Origin of the sequence: Cyanobium sp. WAJ14-Wanaka (assembly GCF_024345375.1) — a bacterium.
Taxonomy (GTDB): domain Bacteria; phylum Cyanobacteriota; class Cyanobacteriia; order PCC-6307; family Cyanobiaceae; genus Cyanobium_A.
The window spans coordinates 475,908-494,374 of record NZ_JAGQAZ010000002.1 but is presented as its reverse complement, the minus strand read 5'-3'; the positions used below and the strand labels follow the sequence as shown (position 1 = coordinate 494,374).

Annotated in this window: 18 protein-coding genes and 1 riboswitch; of the genes, 8 read left to right on the top strand and 10 right to left on the bottom strand. The window is 64.8% G+C overall.

Going from position 1 to position 18,467, the window contains the following annotated elements:
* Positions 1-34: 34 nt before the first annotated feature.
* The 4 genes from tkt to KBY49_RS09130 are packed head-to-tail and all read left to right on the top strand — an operon-like array spanning position 35 to position 5,016.
* The gene (tkt, locus tag KBY49_RS09145; RefSeq protein WP_254934474.1) at positions 35-2,041 is read left to right on the top strand and encodes a transketolase; all 2,007 of its coding nucleotides are present in this window, start codon (positions 35-37) and stop codon (positions 2,039-2,041) included.
* On the top strand, positions 2,038-2,505 hold the full coding sequence (locus KBY49_RS09140; protein ID WP_254934473.1) for a GtrA family protein: 468 nt from the start codon (positions 2,038-2,040) through the stop codon (positions 2,503-2,505). Before tkt ends, KBY49_RS09140 begins: the two co-directional genes overlap by 4 nt.
* A complete protein-coding gene (locus KBY49_RS09135) occupies positions 2,505-3,200 on the top strand; it encodes a glycosyltransferase family 2 protein (RefSeq protein ID WP_254934472.1) in 696 nt (231 codons plus the stop codon). Before KBY49_RS09140 ends, KBY49_RS09135 begins: the two co-directional genes overlap by 1 nt.
* Positions 3,190-5,016, top strand: a complete 1,827-nt coding sequence (locus tag KBY49_RS09130; RefSeq protein ID WP_254934471.1) for a hypothetical protein — start codon at positions 3,190-3,192, stop codon at positions 5,014-5,016. The genes KBY49_RS09135 and KBY49_RS09130 overlap by 11 nt, the downstream gene beginning before the upstream one ends.
* Positions 5,017-5,040: 24 nt before the next feature.
* Here the strand turns inward: KBY49_RS09130 and thiC are convergent, their stop codons facing one another.
* From thiC to ruvB, 6 genes are all read right to left on the bottom strand, one after another.
* Positions 5,041-6,423, bottom strand: coding sequence for a phosphomethylpyrimidine synthase ThiC (gene thiC / locus KBY49_RS09125; RefSeq protein ID WP_254934470.1), 1,383 nt, complete (start codon positions 6,421-6,423; stop codon positions 5,041-5,043).
* Between the two features lie 42 nt (positions 6,424-6,465).
* Positions 6,466-6,569: riboswitch (TPP riboswitch) on the bottom strand.
* Between the two features lie 29 nt (positions 6,570-6,598).
* Positions 6,599-7,189, bottom strand: coding sequence for a HEAT repeat domain-containing protein (locus KBY49_RS09120; protein ID WP_254934469.1), 591 nt, complete (start codon positions 7,187-7,189; stop codon positions 6,599-6,601).
* The gene (locus KBY49_RS09115) at positions 7,170-7,415 is read right to left on the bottom strand and encodes a DUF3188 domain-containing protein (protein ID WP_254934468.1); all 246 of its coding nucleotides are present in this window, start codon (positions 7,413-7,415) and stop codon (positions 7,170-7,172) included. Before KBY49_RS09115 ends, KBY49_RS09120 begins: the two co-directional genes overlap by 20 nt.
* Positions 7,412-8,653 carry an amidohydrolase gene (locus tag KBY49_RS09110; RefSeq protein ID WP_254934467.1) on the bottom strand — a complete coding sequence of 414 codons (1,242 nt, stop codon included), beginning with the start codon at positions 8,651-8,653 and terminating at the stop codon, positions 7,412-7,414. Before KBY49_RS09110 ends, KBY49_RS09115 begins: the two co-directional genes overlap by 4 nt.
* Positions 8,653-9,402, bottom strand: coding sequence for a tetratricopeptide repeat protein (locus KBY49_RS09105; RefSeq protein ID WP_254934649.1), 750 nt, complete (start codon positions 9,400-9,402; stop codon positions 8,653-8,655). The genes KBY49_RS09110 and KBY49_RS09105 overlap by 1 nt, the downstream gene beginning before the upstream one ends.
* A gap of 17 nt (positions 9,403-9,419) precedes the next feature.
* Positions 9,420-10,490 carry a Holliday junction branch migration DNA helicase RuvB gene (ruvB, locus tag KBY49_RS09100; RefSeq protein ID WP_254934466.1) on the bottom strand — a complete coding sequence of 357 codons (1,071 nt, stop codon included), beginning with the start codon at positions 10,488-10,490 and terminating at the stop codon, positions 9,420-9,422.
* Between the two features lie 62 nt (positions 10,491-10,552).
* On the opposite strand from ruvB, the gene smpB reads away from it, so the two are divergent.
* Positions 10,553-11,050: an SsrA-binding protein SmpB gene (gene smpB / locus KBY49_RS09095; RefSeq protein WP_254934465.1), complete on the top strand. Its 498-nt coding sequence runs from the start codon at positions 10,553-10,555 to the stop codon at positions 11,048-11,050.
* On the opposite strand, the gene KBY49_RS09090 is transcribed toward smpB, so the two are convergent.
* Complete coding sequence (locus KBY49_RS09090) at positions 11,047-13,014, bottom strand: protein kinase domain-containing protein (RefSeq protein WP_254934464.1); 1,968 nt, start codon at positions 13,012-13,014, stop codon at positions 11,047-11,049. The two genes, smpB and KBY49_RS09090, sit on opposite strands and share 4 nt — an antisense overlap.
* The gene (locus tag KBY49_RS09085) at positions 13,014-14,042 is read right to left on the bottom strand and encodes a cysteine synthase A (RefSeq protein ID WP_254934463.1); all 1,029 of its coding nucleotides are present in this window, start codon (positions 14,040-14,042) and stop codon (positions 13,014-13,016) included. Before KBY49_RS09085 ends, KBY49_RS09090 begins: the two co-directional genes overlap by 1 nt.
* A gap of 66 nt (positions 14,043-14,108) precedes the next feature.
* Here KBY49_RS09085 and egtB point away from each other — a divergent pair, with 66 nt between their 5' ends.
* From egtB to KBY49_RS09070, 3 genes are read left to right on the top strand one after another with little or no spacing between them, the layout of a single operon-like run.
* A complete protein-coding gene (egtB, locus tag KBY49_RS09080) occupies positions 14,109-15,410 on the top strand; it encodes an ergothioneine biosynthesis protein EgtB (protein ID WP_254934462.1) in 1,302 nt (433 codons plus the stop codon).
* Between the two features lie 19 nt (positions 15,411-15,429).
* Positions 15,430-16,401 carry an L-histidine N(alpha)-methyltransferase gene (egtD, locus tag KBY49_RS09075; RefSeq protein WP_254934461.1) on the top strand — a complete coding sequence of 324 codons (972 nt, stop codon included), beginning with the start codon at positions 15,430-15,432 and terminating at the stop codon, positions 16,399-16,401.
* A gap of 18 nt (positions 16,402-16,419) precedes the next feature.
* Positions 16,420-16,650 (top strand): hercynine metabolism small protein, encoded by a 231-nt coding sequence (locus KBY49_RS09070; protein ID WP_254934460.1) that lies wholly within the window; start codon positions 16,420-16,422, stop codon positions 16,648-16,650.
* Positions 16,651-16,653: 3 nt separating this feature from the next.
* Here KBY49_RS09070 and KBY49_RS09065 read toward each other — a convergent pair whose 3' ends face one another.
* Together KBY49_RS09065 and lysS are read right to left on the bottom strand one after the other, a co-directional pair.
* The gene (locus KBY49_RS09065) at positions 16,654-16,917 is read right to left on the bottom strand and encodes a hypothetical protein (protein ID WP_048016474.1); all 264 of its coding nucleotides are present in this window, start codon (positions 16,915-16,917) and stop codon (positions 16,654-16,656) included.
* Positions 16,918-16,960: 43 nt separating this feature from the next.
* Entirely contained in the window at positions 16,961-18,457 is a 1,497-nt protein-coding gene (gene lysS, locus KBY49_RS09060; protein ID WP_254934459.1) for a lysine--tRNA ligase, read from the bottom strand.
* Positions 18,458-18,467: the final 10 nt, after the last annotated feature.

Genomic DNA, 18,467 nt, shown 5'->3' with positions numbered 1-18,467 from the left:
CCAAGCCACTCCTTCCCCCTAACCCCGTCGTCCCATGGTTGCTGCCCCATCCACCTCTGTTGAGTCGCTCTGCGTCAACAGCATTCGCTTTCTGGCGATCGACGCCGTCAACAAGTCGAATTCGGGGCACCCGGGGCTGCCCATGGGTTGCGCACCCATGGCATTTGCCCTCTGGGACAAGGTTCTTCAGCACAACCCCAAGAACCCCAAGTGGTTCAACCGCGACCGCTTCGTGCTCTCGGCCGGCCACGGCTGCATGTTGCTCTACGCCCTGCTGCACCTGAGCGGCTATGACTCCGTCTCGATCGAGGACATCAAGCAGTTCCGCCAGTGGGGATCGGCCACCCCAGGCCACCCGGAAACATTTGAAACCGCGGGCGTCGAAGTAACCACAGGCCCCCTCGGCCAGGGCATCTCCAACGCCGTGGGCCTGGCCCTGGCGGAGGCCCACCTGGCCGCAAAATTCAACAAGCCTGGCCTCAAGCTCGTCGATCACCACACCTTCGTGATCATGGGTGACGGCTGTCATCAGGAGGGTGTTTCCAGTGAGGCCGCCTCCCTGGCCGGCCACCTGGGCCTGGGCAAGCTGATCGCCCTCTACGACGACAACCACATCACCATCGACGGAAACACCAACGTTTCCTTCACAGAGGATGTGCTCAAGCGCTACGACGCCTACGGCTGGCACACCATCCACGTGAAGGATGGCAACACCGATGTGGCCGCCATTGCCAAAGCCATCGAGGAAGCCAAGGCCGTCACCGATCGGCCCTCGATGATCAAGGTGACCACCACGATCGGCTACGGCTCCCCCAACAAAGCCAACACCGCCGGCGTCCACGGCGCCGCCCTCGGTGCTGAGGAAGCAGCCCTAACCCGTAAGGCCCTTGACTGGAACTACGGCGACTTTGAAGTACCCCAGGAGGCCTACGACCACTGGCGTCAGGCGATTAACCGCGGCGCAGCCCTTGAATCCGAGTGGAACCAAACCCTGGCTGATTACCGCAGCCAATATTCCGCGGAAGCCGCTGAATTCGAGCGCCAGCTGCGGGGCGAACTGCCCGCCAACTGGGACGCCAGCCTGCCCAGCTATGGCGCCGATGACAAGGGACTGGCCACCCGCCAGCACTCCTACAACTGCCTGAACGCCTTTGGTCCTGGCCTGCCGGAATTGATCGGCGGTTCCGCCGACCTCACCCACTCCAACCTGACCGACATCAAGGGGGAGAAGGGCTTCCAGAAGGGATCCGAGGCCAATCGCTACCTGCACTTCGGGGTGCGCGAGCACGCCATGGCGGCGATCATGAATGGCATCGCCTATCACGGCAGCGGCCTGATCCCCTACGGCGGCACCTTCGCCGTGTTCGCTGGCTACATGGTGGGCGCCATGCGTCTTTCCGCCCTCAGCGAACTGGGTGTGATCTATGTGCTCACCCACGACTCGATTGGCCTGGGTGAGGACGGCCCGACCCACCAGCCGATCGAAACCCTGGCCAGCCTGCGGGCGATCCCCAACATGCTGGTGATCCGCCCCGGTGATGGCAACGAAACCAGCGGCGCTTACCAGGTGGCAATCACCAACCGCAAGCGGCCCACGGTGATGTTCCTCAGCCGCCAGGCAATGGCCAACCAGGCCAACTCCAAGGCAGCCCATGTGGCCAAGGGTGGTTACATCCTGGAAGACAGCAACGGCAGCCCCGACCTGATCCTGATCGGCTCAGGCACGGAGCTGGAGCTCTGCACCAAGGCAGCAACCCAACTGCGCGCCGAAGGTAAAAACGTGCGGGTGGTTTCGATGCCCTGCGTTGAGCTGTTTGAAGAGCAGGATGCCGCCTACCGCGAAAGCGTGCTGCCCGCGGCCTGCCGCAAGCGCCTGGTGGTGGAGGCCTCCAGCTCCTTTGGCTGGCATAAGTACACCGGCTTCGATGGCGACACCGTCTCGATCGATCGCTTTGGTGCCTCTGCCCCAGGCCCCCTAGTGCTCGAGAAGTTCGGCTTCACCGTCGAAAACGTGGTGGCCAAGGCGAAAGCCCTGGGTTGAGCCCCGAGGCCAACAGCATCTCTTCCCCCACGCCGGAGAGCAACGGCTGGCACCGCAAGGTGCGCAGCCGTTTTTTCACATGGCGCCCCAGCGGAAGTGGTCGTAAACGGCGGTTTGGAGCCGCCGGCGTGGCCAACGTGCTGGTCACGAATCTGCTGCTGCAGCTGCTGCTCTGGGAGCACAGCCTGCCGGCCTGGCTATGCACCCTCACCAGCCAACTGGTGAACGGCGGCATCGGTTATGTGCTGTACGGCAAATGGGTGTTCAAGGCCAGCGGCCTACGCCAGAGCCAGCCAGCCCTGCGCTATGCGCTCAGCCAGGCCCTGCTCTGGCTGCTGAACTGGGCCCTGATCAGCGGCGGCCATCAGTTGGCACTCAATCGGAATTTTGCCGCGCTGCTGGCCGTGCCGCCGCTTGCCGTAATGTCGTACCTTATTCAGAAGCAGTGGATCTTCAGGAGCTGATGAAACTCAGCGTCATCATTCCCTGTTACAACGAGGTTCACACCATTGCGTCGCTGCTGCAGGCCGTTCGCCAGGCACCGGTGCAGGACATGGAGCTGGTGGTGGTCGACGATGGCTCCACCGATGGAACACGGGACATCCTGCAGGCCATGTCACAACGCCATGAACCCGACTTGCGCATCCTGTTTCATGCGATGAATCAGGGTAAAGGCGCAGCCTTGCGCACCGGCTTTCAAGCCGCCACAGGCGACATCTGCATCGTGCAGGATGCCGACCTGGAATATGACCCCCAGGAATTTCCCCTAGTGATCGGTCCCATCCTCGACAACAAAGCCGATGTGGTGTTCGGCAGTCGCTTCCAGGGTGGACGACCGCATCGCGTGGTCTACTTCTGGCACAGCATGGGCAATTCGTTCCTGACCCTGCTCAGCAACATGTTCACGGATCTGAATCTCACCGACATGGAGACCTGCTACAAGGCCTTCAGACGGGAAATCATTCAATCCATCCAAATCCGGGAGAACAGATTCGGGTTCGAACCGGAGGTCACCGCCAAGGTGGCAAAAATGCACTGCCGCATCTATGAAGTAGGCATCTCCTATTACGGCCGCACCTACGACGAAGGCAAGAAGATCGGCTGGAAAGATGGTGTTCGAGCTATTTGGTGCATTGTGAAATACAATCTTGGACGCTGACGATAAGCGGCAGTTGCTCAGACTGCCCCCCAAGCAGCTTTACGCATGGCTTGCCGGAATCCTGGGCTGCCTGTTCAGCTTTGGCTTGGGGGCCAGAGGCATCCTGGGTCGGCTGTTTACCTGGATTCCAGGTGATCAGGGTGATGCAGCACTGAACAATTGGATCCTGGAACGCAACCTGCAATACGGATTGCAGGGGGGCCAAGGGCTGAACCTCACGGCTCTGTTCACCACCAACACCTTCTGGCCCGAGACCAACACCCTGGCCTGGAGTGACAACTGGCTGGCCCTGACTCCGGTCTACAGCCTGCTGCGGTTGGCCGCACCTCCAGGTCAGGCTTTTGCGCTGCTGATCACCCTGTGCATCAGCGCCAATGTGGCCGCCTGCTACAGGCTCTGCCGACACGCCACATCGCGGAGCGGCGATCGCCTGCTCGCCGCCTGCCTGGCCGGCTTCAGTCTCACGATGCTGGCGCGTCTGGGACACGCTCAGTTGATGCCGGCCTTTGCCGGCGTCCTGGCCATCGATGCCGCCCTCGCCGCCATGAGCCGTGAAGCAGCAACAGGGAGGGTGGATCCGGCCTCCAACCCCAGCGCTGCCGCGCGCCGAACTGGCGCACCGCAATGGCGGCTCCTGATCCACGCGGATGGTGCTCTCACCGCCCTGTTGTGGCTGTTGCTGCAACTGGCGATCGGCTTCTACCAGGGGGTGTTCTTCGCCGTGGCGAGCGCCTGTCTGCTGGCAGCAGTCCTGTGCCAACCCTGGATGACGCGGTGCACGGTACTCCGATTCACATGGAGCGGCCTCACCCAGGCAGCCCAGCGCACCAACCTGGTGCTGCGCCTGGTGGGCCTGGGCGTGCTGGTGGGGCTGAACGGCGTCATCTACCGCCAATACCTCCTGTTCTCTCGGCAGGTGGGGCGCCGGCCCTGGGATGAAGTCGCCAGCATGATTCCCAAGGTGTGGTCCTTCGGGTTCAACAGCCTGTCGAATCCGAGCAGCGTGTCGTTGCCAGCGCCGATCCAATCGATCGATGGCACCAGCTACCCAGGTGCATTCTGGGAACACTCACTTTTTCCCGGCTACACCTATGCCCTATTGCTGGGCCTTGGCATCTGGCTGGGGTGGCGCAGCCTGAAGGCCAACGGAGAGGGCTGGCCGTGGCCGTTGATGCTGCTGGGTCAGACCTGCCTGCTGATGCTGGTGGTGAGCCTCGGGATCGGCGGGCGCCACCAGCTGATCACCGCCTGGGCCCTGCTCTACCAATGGATTCCCGGCTTCTCAGCCCTGCGGGCGGTCAGTCGGATCGGCCTGCCCCTGGTGCTGTTGGCAGCACCGATCCTGGCCTGGACCCTGGCTGAGCTGCAGAGCCGAGTCGATCGCCAGCGGCGGTTGGCCGTTCTGGCAACGCTGCTGGCCCTGTACGTGGCCGGCAACGTGATCACCCCAGGTGTTCCGCGCTTCGCCTCCAGGCCTTACGAAGCTCGGGTGAAGACTGTGAGCCAGCGGGTGAGCCGGCTGGTCCGCAAAGGCGACTGCCGTGCCTTTTATCTGGCTGCCAGCACGCAGACCCTGCCCGCGGCCCTGGATTCCCAGCTGATGGCGATGTGGGCCTCCCTGCGGACCGGCTATCCCACCGTCAGCGGCTACAGCGGCCACACACCGACTGACGGCTGGACCGCGCACATGAGCAAGGACGAGCTACGCAACTGGCTCCGTCAGCGGGGGCTCGACGACAGGGCCGTTGCCTCGGTGTGCTGGATTCCCGCGGACCGCGTCTTCGATCGGGGCGTCCGTCAACCGGACAGCCCCTGATCGCGATCGAACGCGGGGGGAGCGTCAGACCGCCGCCGCCTCCCCGGCCTTCTGCTCCGCCAACATCTTCTCCAAACCGAGTAGATCCTCATCGGTGATCTTGGTTTGCATCGGGCAGTGCTTGGGGCCGCACATCGAACAAAACTCGGCCTGCTTATAGATGTCGGCCGGCAGGGTTTCGTCGTGGTATTCCCGAGCCCGTTCGGGATCAAGCGACAGATCAAACTGCTTGTTCCAGTCGAAGGCGTAGCGGGCCCGGCTCAGTTCGTCGTCGCGGTCGCGGGCACCCGGGCGGTGGCGGGCAATGTCGGCGGCGTGGGCGGCGATCTTGTAGGCGATCAGGCCCTCCCGTACGTCTTCAGCATTGGGCAGACCCAGGTGCTCCTTGGGGGTCACGTAGCAAAGCATGGCCGTGCCGTACCAGCCGGCCATGGCCGCGCCGATGGCGCTGGTGATGTGGTCGTAGCCGGGGGCAATGTCGGTGACAAGGGGGCCGAGCACATAGAAGGGGGCCTCGCTGCACTCCTCCATCTGCTTCTTGACGTTGAACTCGATTTGGTCCATTGGCACATGGCCCGGACCCTCCACCATCACCTGGATGTCGTGCTCCCAGGCGCGGCGGGTTAGCTGGCCCAGGGTTTTCAGCTCAGCCAGCTGGGCGGCATCGGAGGCGTCGTGCTGGCAGCCGGGCCGCAGCGAATCGCCAAGGGAGAAGCTGCAGTCGTAGCGCTTGAAGATTTCGATGATGTCATCGAAATGGGTGAACAGGGGGTTTTGTTTGTGGTGATACAACATCCACTGGGCCAGGATGCCGCCGCCCCGGCTGACGATGCCAGTTAGGCGCCCCTTGACCAGGGGTAGGTGCTCGATCAGCAGGCCGGCGTGGATTGTCTGGTAGTCGACCCCCTGCTGGCAATGCTTTTCGATGATGTGCAGGAAGTCGTCGGCATCGAGCTTCTCGATCGAGCCATGCACGCTCTCGAGGGCCTGGTAGACGGGCACCGTGCCGATAGGTACCGGCGAGGCATTGATGATTGCCGTGCGCACCTCATCGAGGTTGACGCCGCCGGTGGAGAGGTCCATCACCGTGTCGGCGCCGTATTTCACCGCCAGGCGCAGCTTGGCCACCTCCTCATCCAAATCGGAAGCGTTGGGCGAGGCGCCAATGTTGGCGTTGACCTTGCACCTGCTGGCAATGCCGATCGCCATCGGCTTCAGGTTGGGGTGGTTGATGTTGGCCGGGATGATCATCCGGCCCCGGGCCACCTCCTCCATCACCAGGGATTCGGGCAGGTTTTCCAGCTTGGCCACAAAGGCCATTTCCTCAGTGACCACCCCCTTACGGGCGTAGTGCATCTGGGAGACATTGGCTTGGCCGCGACGCTTCTCGATCCAGGCGCTACGCATGACAGGGCTACAAAAAAGGCGGGGCGCAGCCTGAGATGTCTTCACATTCCTGATCCACTTCCCGGCGCCGGCATTACCCGGATCAGGTTCGGAGGGTGTGATCTCAGCCCAAGGCGAAAATTCGCCGGGCACCCCTAGTGACTTCCACAACTTAGCAAGGTTGGCCTGGGGCCGCCTAGGCCTGCAATCCGTTGAGGGCCGCCGCCACCACCCTGTGGTCGGAATCGCTTTGCATCGCTTGCAGGGCCAGACGGGCCTCGCCATGGCCGTTGTCGCGCACCAAGCGGCCAAGGATCTCGGTGCCCCCCACTCGCACGGTGCCATCGCCATCGGCGATGGCCATTTCGGCCAGCTCAAACAGCCAGGCGGCCTCAATCCCGGGCTGCTCCGCCAGGGCCGAAAGGATGCTGCAGCGCACCAGCCACTGCTCGTCGGCGGCAAACACATCCCGCACCAGGGGCCAGGAGCGCTCCAGGGAATGGCTCACCAGGGAATTGGCCGCCTCGGCGCGCACATTGGCGTCATCGTCATGCTGGAGGGCCCGCACCAGGGCCAGCCAGCCAACCTCGCTCTGCTTCACGCCCAGGCCCGCACAGCTCAGGGAGCGCACCATGAACTCCTGCTGCTCCAGCCCCAACAGCAGCAGGGGAATGGCCTGGGCCTCGGGCAGGGTTCGCAGACCAACCAAAGCGGGCATCGCTCGACTGGGGTCGCCGGAACCAATGGCGTCCCGCAGGGCATCGAGATCAGGGGAGGGATTCGCCATGGGGTTCCTGCTTGTCTTCATCCTGGCGGAGGGCGAGCAGCAACTCGCGGCGCCAGCGGCGGCGGTGCACCCCACTGCTGATCAAAAGGCCGGAGCCAATCAAAAGGGCCGGCAGCGCCTGGAGTTTGTCGACCCCCTGGCGCTGCAGCAGCACCACAACCGCCAGGGCAATCAACAGGGGCGAGGAGAGGGCCAGCAGGCCCTGGAGCAGGGGGCGTTGCTTCATGGCGCTGGCTCCGGCGCTGGTTGGCTGGACCCGGCCATCCAACGCAACAGGCTGGCAGTGAGCACCCTGATGCCCACGGCAATGGCAGCCTCGTCGGGGGCAAAGGTGTTGCTGTGTAAGGGGGTGCAGCCCTGGGGGCCGGCCACCCCCAGGCGAAACATCGTGCCGCGGGTGCCCTCGAGCAGGTGGGCAAAATCCTCGGCCCCCAAAGAGGGTTGATCCAGCCACTGCACCTGGCTGGCCCCCAGCACCTCAGTGGCTGCGGCAGCCACCAACTGGGTGAGCTCGGGATCGTTGTGCACCGGCGGCGAAATGCAGCGATAGCGCACCCGGGCCTGGCCGCCATGGCCTTGGCAAAGGGCCTGGACCGTGTCCTCAATCCAGGCCGGTAGCTGGGCATGGAGCTCGGTGTCGAGGCAGCGCACCGTGCCCAACAGGCGCACGTGGTCGGCAATCACATTGAAGGCCTTGCCGCCCTCAATGCGGCCAAAGCTCACCACCACGGGTTGCAGGGCATCCAGGCGGCGACTGATCGCCTCCTGCAAACCACTCACCACCCGGGCCGCAATCCAAATCGCATCGGTGGATTGGTGGGGTCTGGCGCCATGGCCGCCCTCGCCGATCACCTCCACCTCCAATTCACCCGCCGCCGCGGTCAAGCTGCCGCTGCGCACCCCAACCGTACCCACCGCCAAACTCGGAAAGACATGCACGCCAAATAGGGCGTCCACCCCATCCATCGCCCCGGCATCGCGCATCCAGCTGGCCCCCTGGGCCGTTTCCTCGGCCGGTTGAAACAGCAGCCGCACCCTGGCGCCGAGCTGGCCGAGCTGGCGTTGGTCCAGGTCCGCCAGGAGCTGGGCCACTCCCAGGCCCACCACCGTGTGTAGGTCGTGGCCACAGGCATGCATCAGGCCCTGGTGGATGGAGGCGTAATCCAAGCCACTGCGCTCCTCAATAGGCAGGGCATCCATGTCGACCCGCAGGGCCACCAAAGGAACCCCTTCGCCGCTCGGCCCCAGTTCCGCCACCACCCCCGTGCGGCCCACCCCTTCCTGGACCTGCCAGCCCCAGCGCCGCAACTCGCCGGCCACCAGGGCCGCGGTTTGCTGCTCATGGCCACTGAGTTCGGGGTGGCGGTGGAGATGGCGGCGCAGCTGGATCAAATCCGGCAAAGCCTCCTGGAGGCTCGCCTCAAGGCCAAGCTTTTCCAGTACGGGAGTTGCCAATCCGTTCATCACGCCTCCAGGGCCAGGAAATGGCCAAGGGCCTGCACCGGTTTAGGGGGCCAGCGCCGGGTCTGCAGTAACCATTCTCCCTGGCGATAGCGGGGATCGAGGCCCGAGGCCGCGGCCCAGTTGCTCTCCGCCTCTCCAAAGGCACCCTTTTGCCAGAGCAGGGCCGTCAGGGCAGCGCGAGCATCGGCAAACAGGGGATAGCGGCGGATCAGATTGCGAAGCTCCCTTTCGGCCGAATCCAGCTCCCCCAATTGAAAGGTGGCCAGGGCGAGGCTGGAGCGGGCCATGGCAAAACCGGGTCGCTCATCTGCCGCCGCCTGGAAGGCATCCCGGGCCGCTGGCCAATCGCCCAGGGAACCCTGGACGTTGCCGAGGTTGTAGAGGGCAGAGGCCCGCACTTCGCCGGCTTGTTCTGGCGGCAGGGCCAAAATCCAGCGGTAATCGGCTTCTGCCGCCTGCCACTGGCCCAGGGCCTCCTCGGCGGTGCCCCGGTTGAGGTGGGGGTCGGGGCTTTCGGGCTCCAGCCCAATAGCCTCGGTTTGGTCGGCAATTGCGGCCTCGGGGTCCCCCAGGGCGAGCTGCACATTGCCCCGGTTGCTCCAGGCCGCCGCATCCCTGGGGGCCACCTCGATCACCTGGTCCCAGAGCGCCAGGGCATCGGCAAAGCTGCCCTCGCGGCTGGCTGCCAGGGCCTGGTCAAAGAGCTGGGGGAGGGCCAGCTGGGTCGCCAGCTGCACCGCTAGAAGCATCGCCAAAAGGGAAGGAATCACGCCGCCGCCCAGCCCAGGTGCGCCCGGCCCGCGGGGGTGACGATCCGGCCCCGGGGAGTGCGCTGCAAAAAGCCCAATTGGAGCAGGTAGGGCTCCACCACCGCCTCCAGGGTGGAGGCGTCTTCCCCAAGGCCCGCCGCCAGGGTGTCGAGGCCCACCGGTCCGCCGCCATAGCCCTCAAGCACCAGGGTGAGTAGGCGCCGATCGCTGGCATCCAGGCCCCGCCCATCGACCCGGTGCAGGCTCAGGGCCTCATCCACCAGGGCCTGGCCAATCTGCTGATGGCCGCGCACGGAGGCCACGTCCCGCACCCGCCTAAGCAGGCGATTGGCGATGCGGGGGGTGCCGCGGCAACGGCGGGCCACCTCCAGGGCTGCCTCCTGCTCCAGCTGCAACTCCAAAATTCCGGCTGCCCGTTGCACGATCGCCTGCAGGTCGTCAAGTCCGTAGAACTCCAGCCGCTGGATCAGGCCAAAACGATCCCTGAGGGGCGAACTCAAGGAACCCGCCCGGGTGGTGGCGCCCACCAGGGTGAAGGGGGCCAGGGGCAGGCTGCGGGTGCGGGCCGTGGTGCCCTTGCCCACGGTTAGATCGAGGCGGAAATCCTCCATCGCGGGGTAGAGGATTTCCTCAGCCACCCTGTTAAGCCGGTGGATTTCGTCGATAAACAGCAGCTCCCGGGGCTGCAAATTGACCAGCAGACCCACGATGTCGCGGGGGCGCTCCAGGGCCGGGGCACTGGTTATGCGGCAACGGACCCCCAACTCCTCGGCGAGCACCAGGGCCATGGTGGTTTTGCCCAGGCCGGGGGGGCCATAGAGCAAAACATGGTCTAGGGCCTCTTCACGGCTGCGGGTGGCCTCAATCGCGATGGCCAATACCTGCTTCAACTCGGCCTGGCCGATGTAGTCGGCAAAGCGCTTGGGGCGCAGGCCGTCCTCCCGCTGAATCAACTCCGGATTTGCCCCTGGATTTTCTTCTGAAGCCCCTGGAGTCGGATTCGGATCCACCAGCCGCGGCGTCGGCTTGGCCGGCTCCCGGCCGGCGGTGGAGGAAACGATCGCCATCTAGCGAGGGTAACGGGGGCTCCCTAGGGTCGGAAGTGCAAGGGGACGCTTAGGAAGCAGCAATGGCAAAGGGGGGAGGCAAAAAAAGCGCTAAGGCCCTGCGCGATGCCGCCAACAAATTGCTTTCCGACAACCGGTTCGCGCGCCACCAATACGAGATCCTCGAAACCGTGGAATGCGGCCTGGAGTTGCTGGGCACCGAGGTGAAATCAATTCGGGCCGGCAGCGCCAACCTCCGCGACGGCTTTTGCCTGATCCGTAAGGGCGAGCTGCAACTGCACAACGTGCACATCTCCCCCCACAGCCAAGCTGGCGCCTTCTTCAACCACGAACCCCTGAGGGTGCGCAAGCTGCTGGCCCACCGCAAGGAAATCGACAAGCTGCGCATTGCCCTCGATCAAAAGGGCCTGACCCTGATCCCCCTAAACCTGCACCTGAAAGGTTCCTGGATCAAGGCCACCATCGGCCTGGGCAAGGGCCGAAAACTGCACGACAAGCGCAATGAGGAGCGCCACAAACAGGACATCAAGGACGCAAAGCAGGCAATCGCCAGGCTTTAACCCGGCGGTGCTGCTGGTGGTGCCACTGGTGGTGGTTCGTTGATCGGTGGCAACACCTCAGGCGTTACGGGCGCCACTGGCTGGATCCGGGGGGCTGGCGGATCGGCCCGCAAAGAAAGGGTGATCAGCCCAGGTGCCACCCCCTCATTGGTAACGAGCAGCTGCACCGGAGAGCGGGATTGGGCGCCCAGGCTCACCACCCGCAGCGGACCCTTGGCCTCCAGCAAGTTGCCTTCGGCGCCAAAGACACTCATCTGCATCAATGGGGACCCATTTACCCCCAACACCAACCGGTAACCGGCCGGCAGTCGCACGGGGAACAGGCGTGCTCCACCCGCATCCACCTGGGCCGAGAGAACCCGGGTTTCCAGGGGCTGGGCCTGAATCGCCTCGATCTGCACGTTGGCAAGGCTCTGCTCAGCCGCCGCAAACCAGAGCTGCCGGAAGGGTTCTGGGGGAATGTCTTCGCCGGGGCGCCCCGGTAACAGGTTTTGGGCACTGCCGGAAACCAGCTGGCGCAGCACCGCCGAACTAAGGCCCTGGCTGAGCAGGGAGCTTTGGCGCCGCTGCCAATCGCCTTCGCTATAGGTGCCAAGCCGCTGGCGAATGGCGAGGGGCAACTGCTCCACCCGCGCCAACCACTCCTCTGCCAGCTCGTTCCAAACCTTGCGCAGGGGGGCGTCGTCGAGGGAGTCGCTGGGCAAACGGCCACCCCGCTCGGGGAATTGGGCCAGCAAACCGGCATCCACCAATTTGAGGAACCAGGCCCGGTCGACCTGGAGTGCCCGTAGGCGGTTGAGCAATTGCTGGCGCTGGTCCACCTCCGCCGAGGGCAGGCTGCGGGGCAGCTGCAGGCCCGTTTGGGGGAGGGGCAGGGAAAACTTGCCGCGGCTCAACCACAGCCAACCGAGGGCCGTGCCCACGATCGCTGAGATCACCAGGGCGATAATCACCGGCCAAACCCCACCCTCGGCGGCCCTCTCCCGCTCTTCGCTGCGGCTCTGGTTGCGGCTGGATCTGCGGCTGGGGGCTGGTGCCGAAGCAGGCTCTGGAGAGGGAGCCGGTTCTGGCGGTGCTGCTGGTGCCGGTTCAGGCGCAGGGGTGCTGGCTTCGGGTTGCACCGCAACCGGTGGCACCAAAACCACCGTGCGATCGGCCCGGGGCACCGGACCAGTGCTCTCGGGCATCGGCAGGGTTTGGAAGGCCGCCAGGGCCTGGGCAGCAGAGCCAAAACGCTCGCCAGGATCCCGGCTCAACAGGCGCGCCAACAGGGGCTGGAGCTCCGGGCTCTCCTTCAAGGTGCCGGGCCAGCGCCACTCCAGGCTGAGGGGATCGAGCAGCTGGGCCGGAGCCTCGCCACTGAGCAACACCAAGCTGATCACCCCCAGGGCGTGGAGATCCATCCAGGGCTCCGGACTGCAGCCCCGGGCCAATTCCGGCGGCCCGTAGCCGGGCGTAACGCAGGCCAGGCCGCAAACCAGCCCGAAATCCAGCAGCACCGGCAGGCCATCGCGGTCGCGGCGCAGCAAATTGGCCGGGCAGAGATCGCCATGCACCAGCTCCTGGCCATGGAGCACGGTCAAAACGGGCAGGAGCTGGCGCAGCAGCAATAAAACCTCGCCGGCACCAAACACCAACTGGCGCTCGGATCGGGCCTCAAGCAACTGCTGATAGGTACGGCCCTCCTGCCATTCGCGCACCAACCAGAGCTGGTCTCCAGCAGTTATGGCAGCCCCCAGCCGGGGCACCTGGGGATGGAGCAACCCCTGCAGCCGACTCCACAGCTGCAGGGCCTGGCCCCGATCCTGGTTGGCCCCAAGTTGGCGCAGGGCCACGGGGGAATCACCAGCAAGGGTGTCGGTGGCGCGCCACAGCCTGCCCTGCACCCCGTCGCTGAGGCACTGCTCAAGCCGGTAGCGCTCGGCGATCAACTGGCCCGTCAACATCTCCACAGACAAATCCATCAGCCCGCCTCCAGCCCAAACCTTTGGGGTTGGCGCAGTCCCATGCCCGCCAGCCAGTCGCCGTCGTAGAGGCGGGAGCGGTAGCGATCACCGCTGTCGCAGAGCACGGTCACGATCGTGTGGCCAGGACCCAGGCGCCTGGCCGTTTCTACGGCCGCGGCCACATTGATGCCCACCGAGCCCCCCAAAAACAGCCCCTCCTGCCAGAGCAAGCCGTAGATGGTGTCGAGGGCGGATTGGTCGTCGATGCGCACGGCGTCGTCGATCGGGGCACCCTCCAGGTTGGCGGTGACCCGGCTGTTGCCAATCCCCTCGGTGATCGAACTTCCCGAAATGCTGAGGTCGCCAGACTTTGCCCAGCCATAGAGGCCGCTGCCATGGGGATCGGCCAGGACGCAGCGCACCTTGGGGTTCTGCTCCTTCAGGTAGAGGGCCACCCCGGCATAGGTGCCGCCGGTGCCGGTGGCGGCCACCCAGGCATCGACGCCGCCACCGGTTTGCCGCCAAATCTCCGGGCCGGTGCTGTTGTAGTGGGCGCGGCGGTTGGCCAGGTTGTCGAACTGGTTTGCCCAAACTGCACCGGGGGTTTCCTCGGCAATGCGGCCGGAGAGTTTTACGTAGTTGTTGGGGTCCCGGTAGGGCACTGCGGGCACCGTGCGCACCTCGGCACCGAGGCTGCGCAACAGGCCGATCTTCTCGGCCGACTGGGTCTCGGGGATCACGATCAGGGCCCTGTAGCCCCTGGCATTGCAGAGGTGGGTGAGGCCAATGCCGGTGTTGCCAGCCGTGCCCTCCACGATCGTGCCCCCCGGCTTCAGCAGCCCCTCCTGCTCGGCCTCCAACAGGATCCCCAGGGCCGCCCGATCCTTCACCGAACCGCCGGGGTTCATGAATTCGGCCTTGCCCAAAATCGTGCAACCGGTGAGCTCACTGGGCCCATGCAGCCGAATCAGCGGGGTATCGCCAACCGCGCCCACAAAACCATTGGTAATTCCGGAAGCGCTTTCGCCCATGGCGCTGGCCTGCATCAAACAATCTGGCTGTGGCGCGATCGTAGGCAAGCTCCCTAAGGTCGGGCCTTTGGTAGGGGATTGATGGCTGTGGCGACGGGCACCAGCACGGCCCCCCAAGAGCTGCTGGCTCGCCTGCAAATGGTGCGCCACCACAGCGTGGCGCTGATCGCCCCCCTCGGCCCGGAGGATCTCTGCCTGCAGGGGATGGCGGATGCCAGCCCACCCAAATGGCACCTGGGCCATACCACCTGGTTTTTTGAAACCTTCCTGCTGGAGGCAGCCTGTTTTAAGGCCCATTTCAGGGGGGCGTTGGCGGCATTTGAGGCGGCCGATCCCCGCTGGGGATTCCTGTTCAACAGCTACTACGACAGCGTTGGCGCCCGCCACCCCAGGCCGGAGCGCGGTCTATTGACCCGCCCGCCAATCGATGGGGTTTTGGCCTGGCGTAAGCGGGTGGATCGGGCCCTGGAGGCCGTTTTGGATGCTGCCCTGGCCGAGCCCAGCACTCCAGAGGCAGTCCGCTGGCTGCAGCTACTGGAATTGGGCCTGCAACACGAGCAGCAACACCAGGAACTGCTGCTAACAGACCTGCTCGATGGGTTCAGCCGCAACCCGCTCGAGCCCGCCTACGGAGGCGCCTACGAAAGCCATTACGAAAGCTTTTACCAACAGGACTGGGGCCCGGAGCCTGGCCCATGGCTAAACCATCCCGGCGGCTTGGTGAGCATCGGCCATGGTGGTTTGGCGAGCATCGGCAAAGACAGCGAAGCTTTCCATTTCGACAACGAAACCCCCCGGCACCGCCAGTGGCTGGAGCCCTTTGCCCTGGCCAGTCGGCTGGTTACCAATGGCGAGTACGCCAGCTTCATCGCCGACGGGGGCTACGAACGGCCCGAGCTGTGGATGAGCGAGGGCTGGGCCAGGGCGCAGCAGCAACAGTGGCAGGCACCCCGCTACTGGCGCGGGGAGTGGGAATTCAGCTTGGGTGGTCGCCAGGCACGGCAAGCCCAGGCACCGGTGCGCCACCTCAGCTGGTTTGAGGCCGATGCCTACGCCCGCTGGGCCGGGGCACGCCTACCAACGGAGGCCGAGTGGGAGGTGGCAGCTAGCCAAGCCCAATCGCCACTGGCCCAGGCAGAGCTTCCCCAGGCAAATGGACTGCTCTGGCAATGGACCGCCAGCCCCTACCGCCCTTACCCGGGCTTTGCTCCGGCAGCAGGGGCCGTCGGGGAATACAACGGCAAATTCATGAGTTCGCAGATGGTGCTTAGGGGTAGTTCCTTCCTCACACCGCCCGGCCATGCCCGGCCCAGCTACCGCAACTACTACCCTCCTGCATGCCGCTGGATGGCCTCCGGCCTGCGGCTCGCCAAAGACACCTGAACAGGGCCCTGCCAATTGCATGCTGATCGACCTGCACCCCCAACCGGCCGACGTGGCTCGGCTGGTCAGCCTGGGCATGGCCAAACGACCCAAGCAGCTGCCAGCCTGGCTGCTCTACGACGCCGAGGGTTCCAGGCTGTTTGAGGCGATCTGTGAGCAGCCGGAATACGGCCTGACCCGCACCGAAACAGCCCTGCTCGAGCGCCATGCCCCTGCCCTAGCCCAGGCCCTGGGCCCGGGGGTGTTGGTGGAATTTGGCGCCGGCAGCGCCCGCAAAGTCGGCCCCCTGCTCAGGTCGCTCAAACCGCCCGCCTACGTACCCCTCGACATCAGCGCCAAGCACCTAGCAAACGCCTGCGTCGAATTGCGCCAGCACTTCCCCCAGGTGCCCGTGCTGGGTATCTGCTGCGACTACAGCCAGCTGGACCAACTGCCGGCCCATCCCCTGCTGGAGGGCCAAGCCCGGCTGGGTTTCTACCCAGGCAGCTCCCTCGGCAATTTCACCCCAACGGATGCCCAGGCCCTGCTTTGCCAGCTCTCCAAGCTGCTGGGCCCCGGGGGGAAACTGTTGATCGGCATCGACCAACCCAAGGCCGTGGAGCGGCTCGAAGCGGCCTACAACGATGCGGCAGGGGTATCGGCGGCCTTTGCCAAAAACCTGTTGGTGCGACTCAACCGCGACCTGGCCGGCAATTTTGATCCCCAATTATTTAGCTATCGGGCCCGCTGGGAGGCGGAGCACAGCCGGATCGCCATGGCCCTGGTGAGTGCAAAGGAGCAATCGGTGCAACTGGCGGGCCAGGTCTGGAGCTTCGGCGCCGGCGAGGAATTGATCACCGAATACAGCTTCAAATACGACCCCGAGGCCTTTAGGGCCCTGGCCGCGGCCGCAGGCTGGAGCTGCAGCCAAAGCTGGAGTGATCCCCAGGGGGATTTGTCGTTGCACCTGCTGGTGCAAGCAGACCCCGCCATTGCGGGCAGACTCTGCTGAGGCAGCACGGAGCTAGGAATGGGCAGGGAAGAGCAGCGGGCGGCCATGCGCCAGGTGCGCGAAGGCTTGATTGACGAGCTCGAGGATCTCTACCGAGAAGCCTTTGATCGAATCAGCGAACAGGACCTCGGCGAAGGGGCCATCGCCCGCCTGACCCAGTTGCTGCTTCGCTCCAGGGAGGCCGCGATTACGCCCCTACTGGAGGAAATCGAAGCGCCCCTGATCACCCGCGCCCCGGAAAGCGCCTAAACCCTATTTCTTGGGTGCTGGGGGCACCAGGCTGACGCCTTCAGGGGGAGGGGTGGGATCGGGATCGGCGATCAGCATGTGCTGGAGCACAATCTCGGGGCGTTCACTGTCTCGCCAGCGAATCCGATAGGCGGGCATCTTGGTGCCGCGGCTGGTGGTTTGCTCCACCGGCTCCATCACCCAGCCGCGCCGCGAGCGACCCTGGGGGTTGCGCTTCACCACCGCATCAGCGTGTTTGAAGCGAAAACCGACGCGCTCACCGCTCATTGGTTAGAGGTTCCCGTGGTGGGACATGTCCTATTAAGGATCATTATCCCACTGCGCCCGGCCGCAACAGCGGGAAGGCAATCACATCGCGAATGGAGGGGCTGTCGGTGAGCAGCATCACCAGCCGATCAATGCCAATGCCCAGGCCGCCGGTGGGGGGCATCCCCACCTCCAGGGCCTGGATGAAGTCCTCGTCTACCCCCTGGGCCTCCAGGTCACCGGCTGCCCTGCGGGCCTGCTGGGACTCCAACCGCTGGCGCTGATCCACCGGATCAATCAACTCGCTAAATGCATTGGCGGTCTCGCGGCCCACGATGAACAACTCAAAACGCTCCACCATCCCGGGCTTACTGCGGTGGGCGCGGGCAAGGGGGGAGTTTTCCACCGGATAATCGATCACGAAGGTGGGCTGGATCAGATCCGCTTCCACCTTCTGCTCAAAGGCCTCCACCAACAGCCGTCCCACCGAATCAGCCAAGGCCGGCACCTCCAACCCCTGGGCCCCCATCGCTGCTGCTGCTTGATCGCGGCTGCCGAACTGGGTGAAATCAAGGCCAGTGGCGTCCTCGACAAGCTGGTGCATCGTGGCCCGCCGCCAGGGCGGAGCCAGATCGATCTCCGTGCCCTGGTAGGTGATCTGGGTGCTGCCGCACACCTGTAGGCAGACGTGGGCCAGCAGCTGCTCGGTGAGCTCCATCATGTCGGTGTAGTCGGCGTAGGCCTGGTAGACCTCCACGGAAGTGAATTCGGGGTTGTGGCGAGTGCTCACCCCCTCATTGCGGAAGATCCGGCCGAGCTCATAGACCCGCTCAAAACCTCCCACCACCAGCCTCTTGAGGTGCAACTCGGTGGCAATCCGCAGGGTGAGTGGCAGGTCGAGGGCGTTGTGGTGCGTTTCAAAGGGCCGGGCATCGGCACCGCCCGGCACGCTTTGCAGCACCGGCGTTTCGATCTCCAGGAAATCGCGATCGTCAAGCCAGCGGCGCATGGCACTCACCGCCTGGGCCCGGCGCCGGAAGGTTTCCCGGGTATGGGGTGAAACGATCAGGTCTAGATAGCGCTGGCGATAGCGCTTCTCCACATCGGCCAGGCCATGCCACTTATCCGGCAGGGGCTGGAGGCTCTTGCTGAGCATGGTCCAGCCCTTCACCTTCACCGAGAGCTCGCCCCGATCGGTGCGCCGCAGGCTGCCCTGCACCCCAATTAGGTCGCCCGCATCCACCAGGGAGGTGAGGTGGGCAAAGGCCTCGGGATCGTCCAGAATCTCGGCTTCGAGGGTGGCCTTCTCAATAAATAATTGGATTGGGCCGGTTTCATCGGCCAAGGTGAAAAAGGCGAGCTTGCCCATCACCCGACGGGTCATCACTCGGCCGGCCACGGAAACAGCCAGATCCCGCTCGGTGCCGTTGGCCAAGTCGGCATGGGCCTGCTGGAGCTGGGCCGTGCGGTGGCTGGGCTCAAAGCGCAGGGCATAGGGACCCTGACCCAAGGCCGATAGGGCTTCGGCTTTTTCAAGGCGGGTCTCGCGCAGATCCGACAAGGCAGGCAGC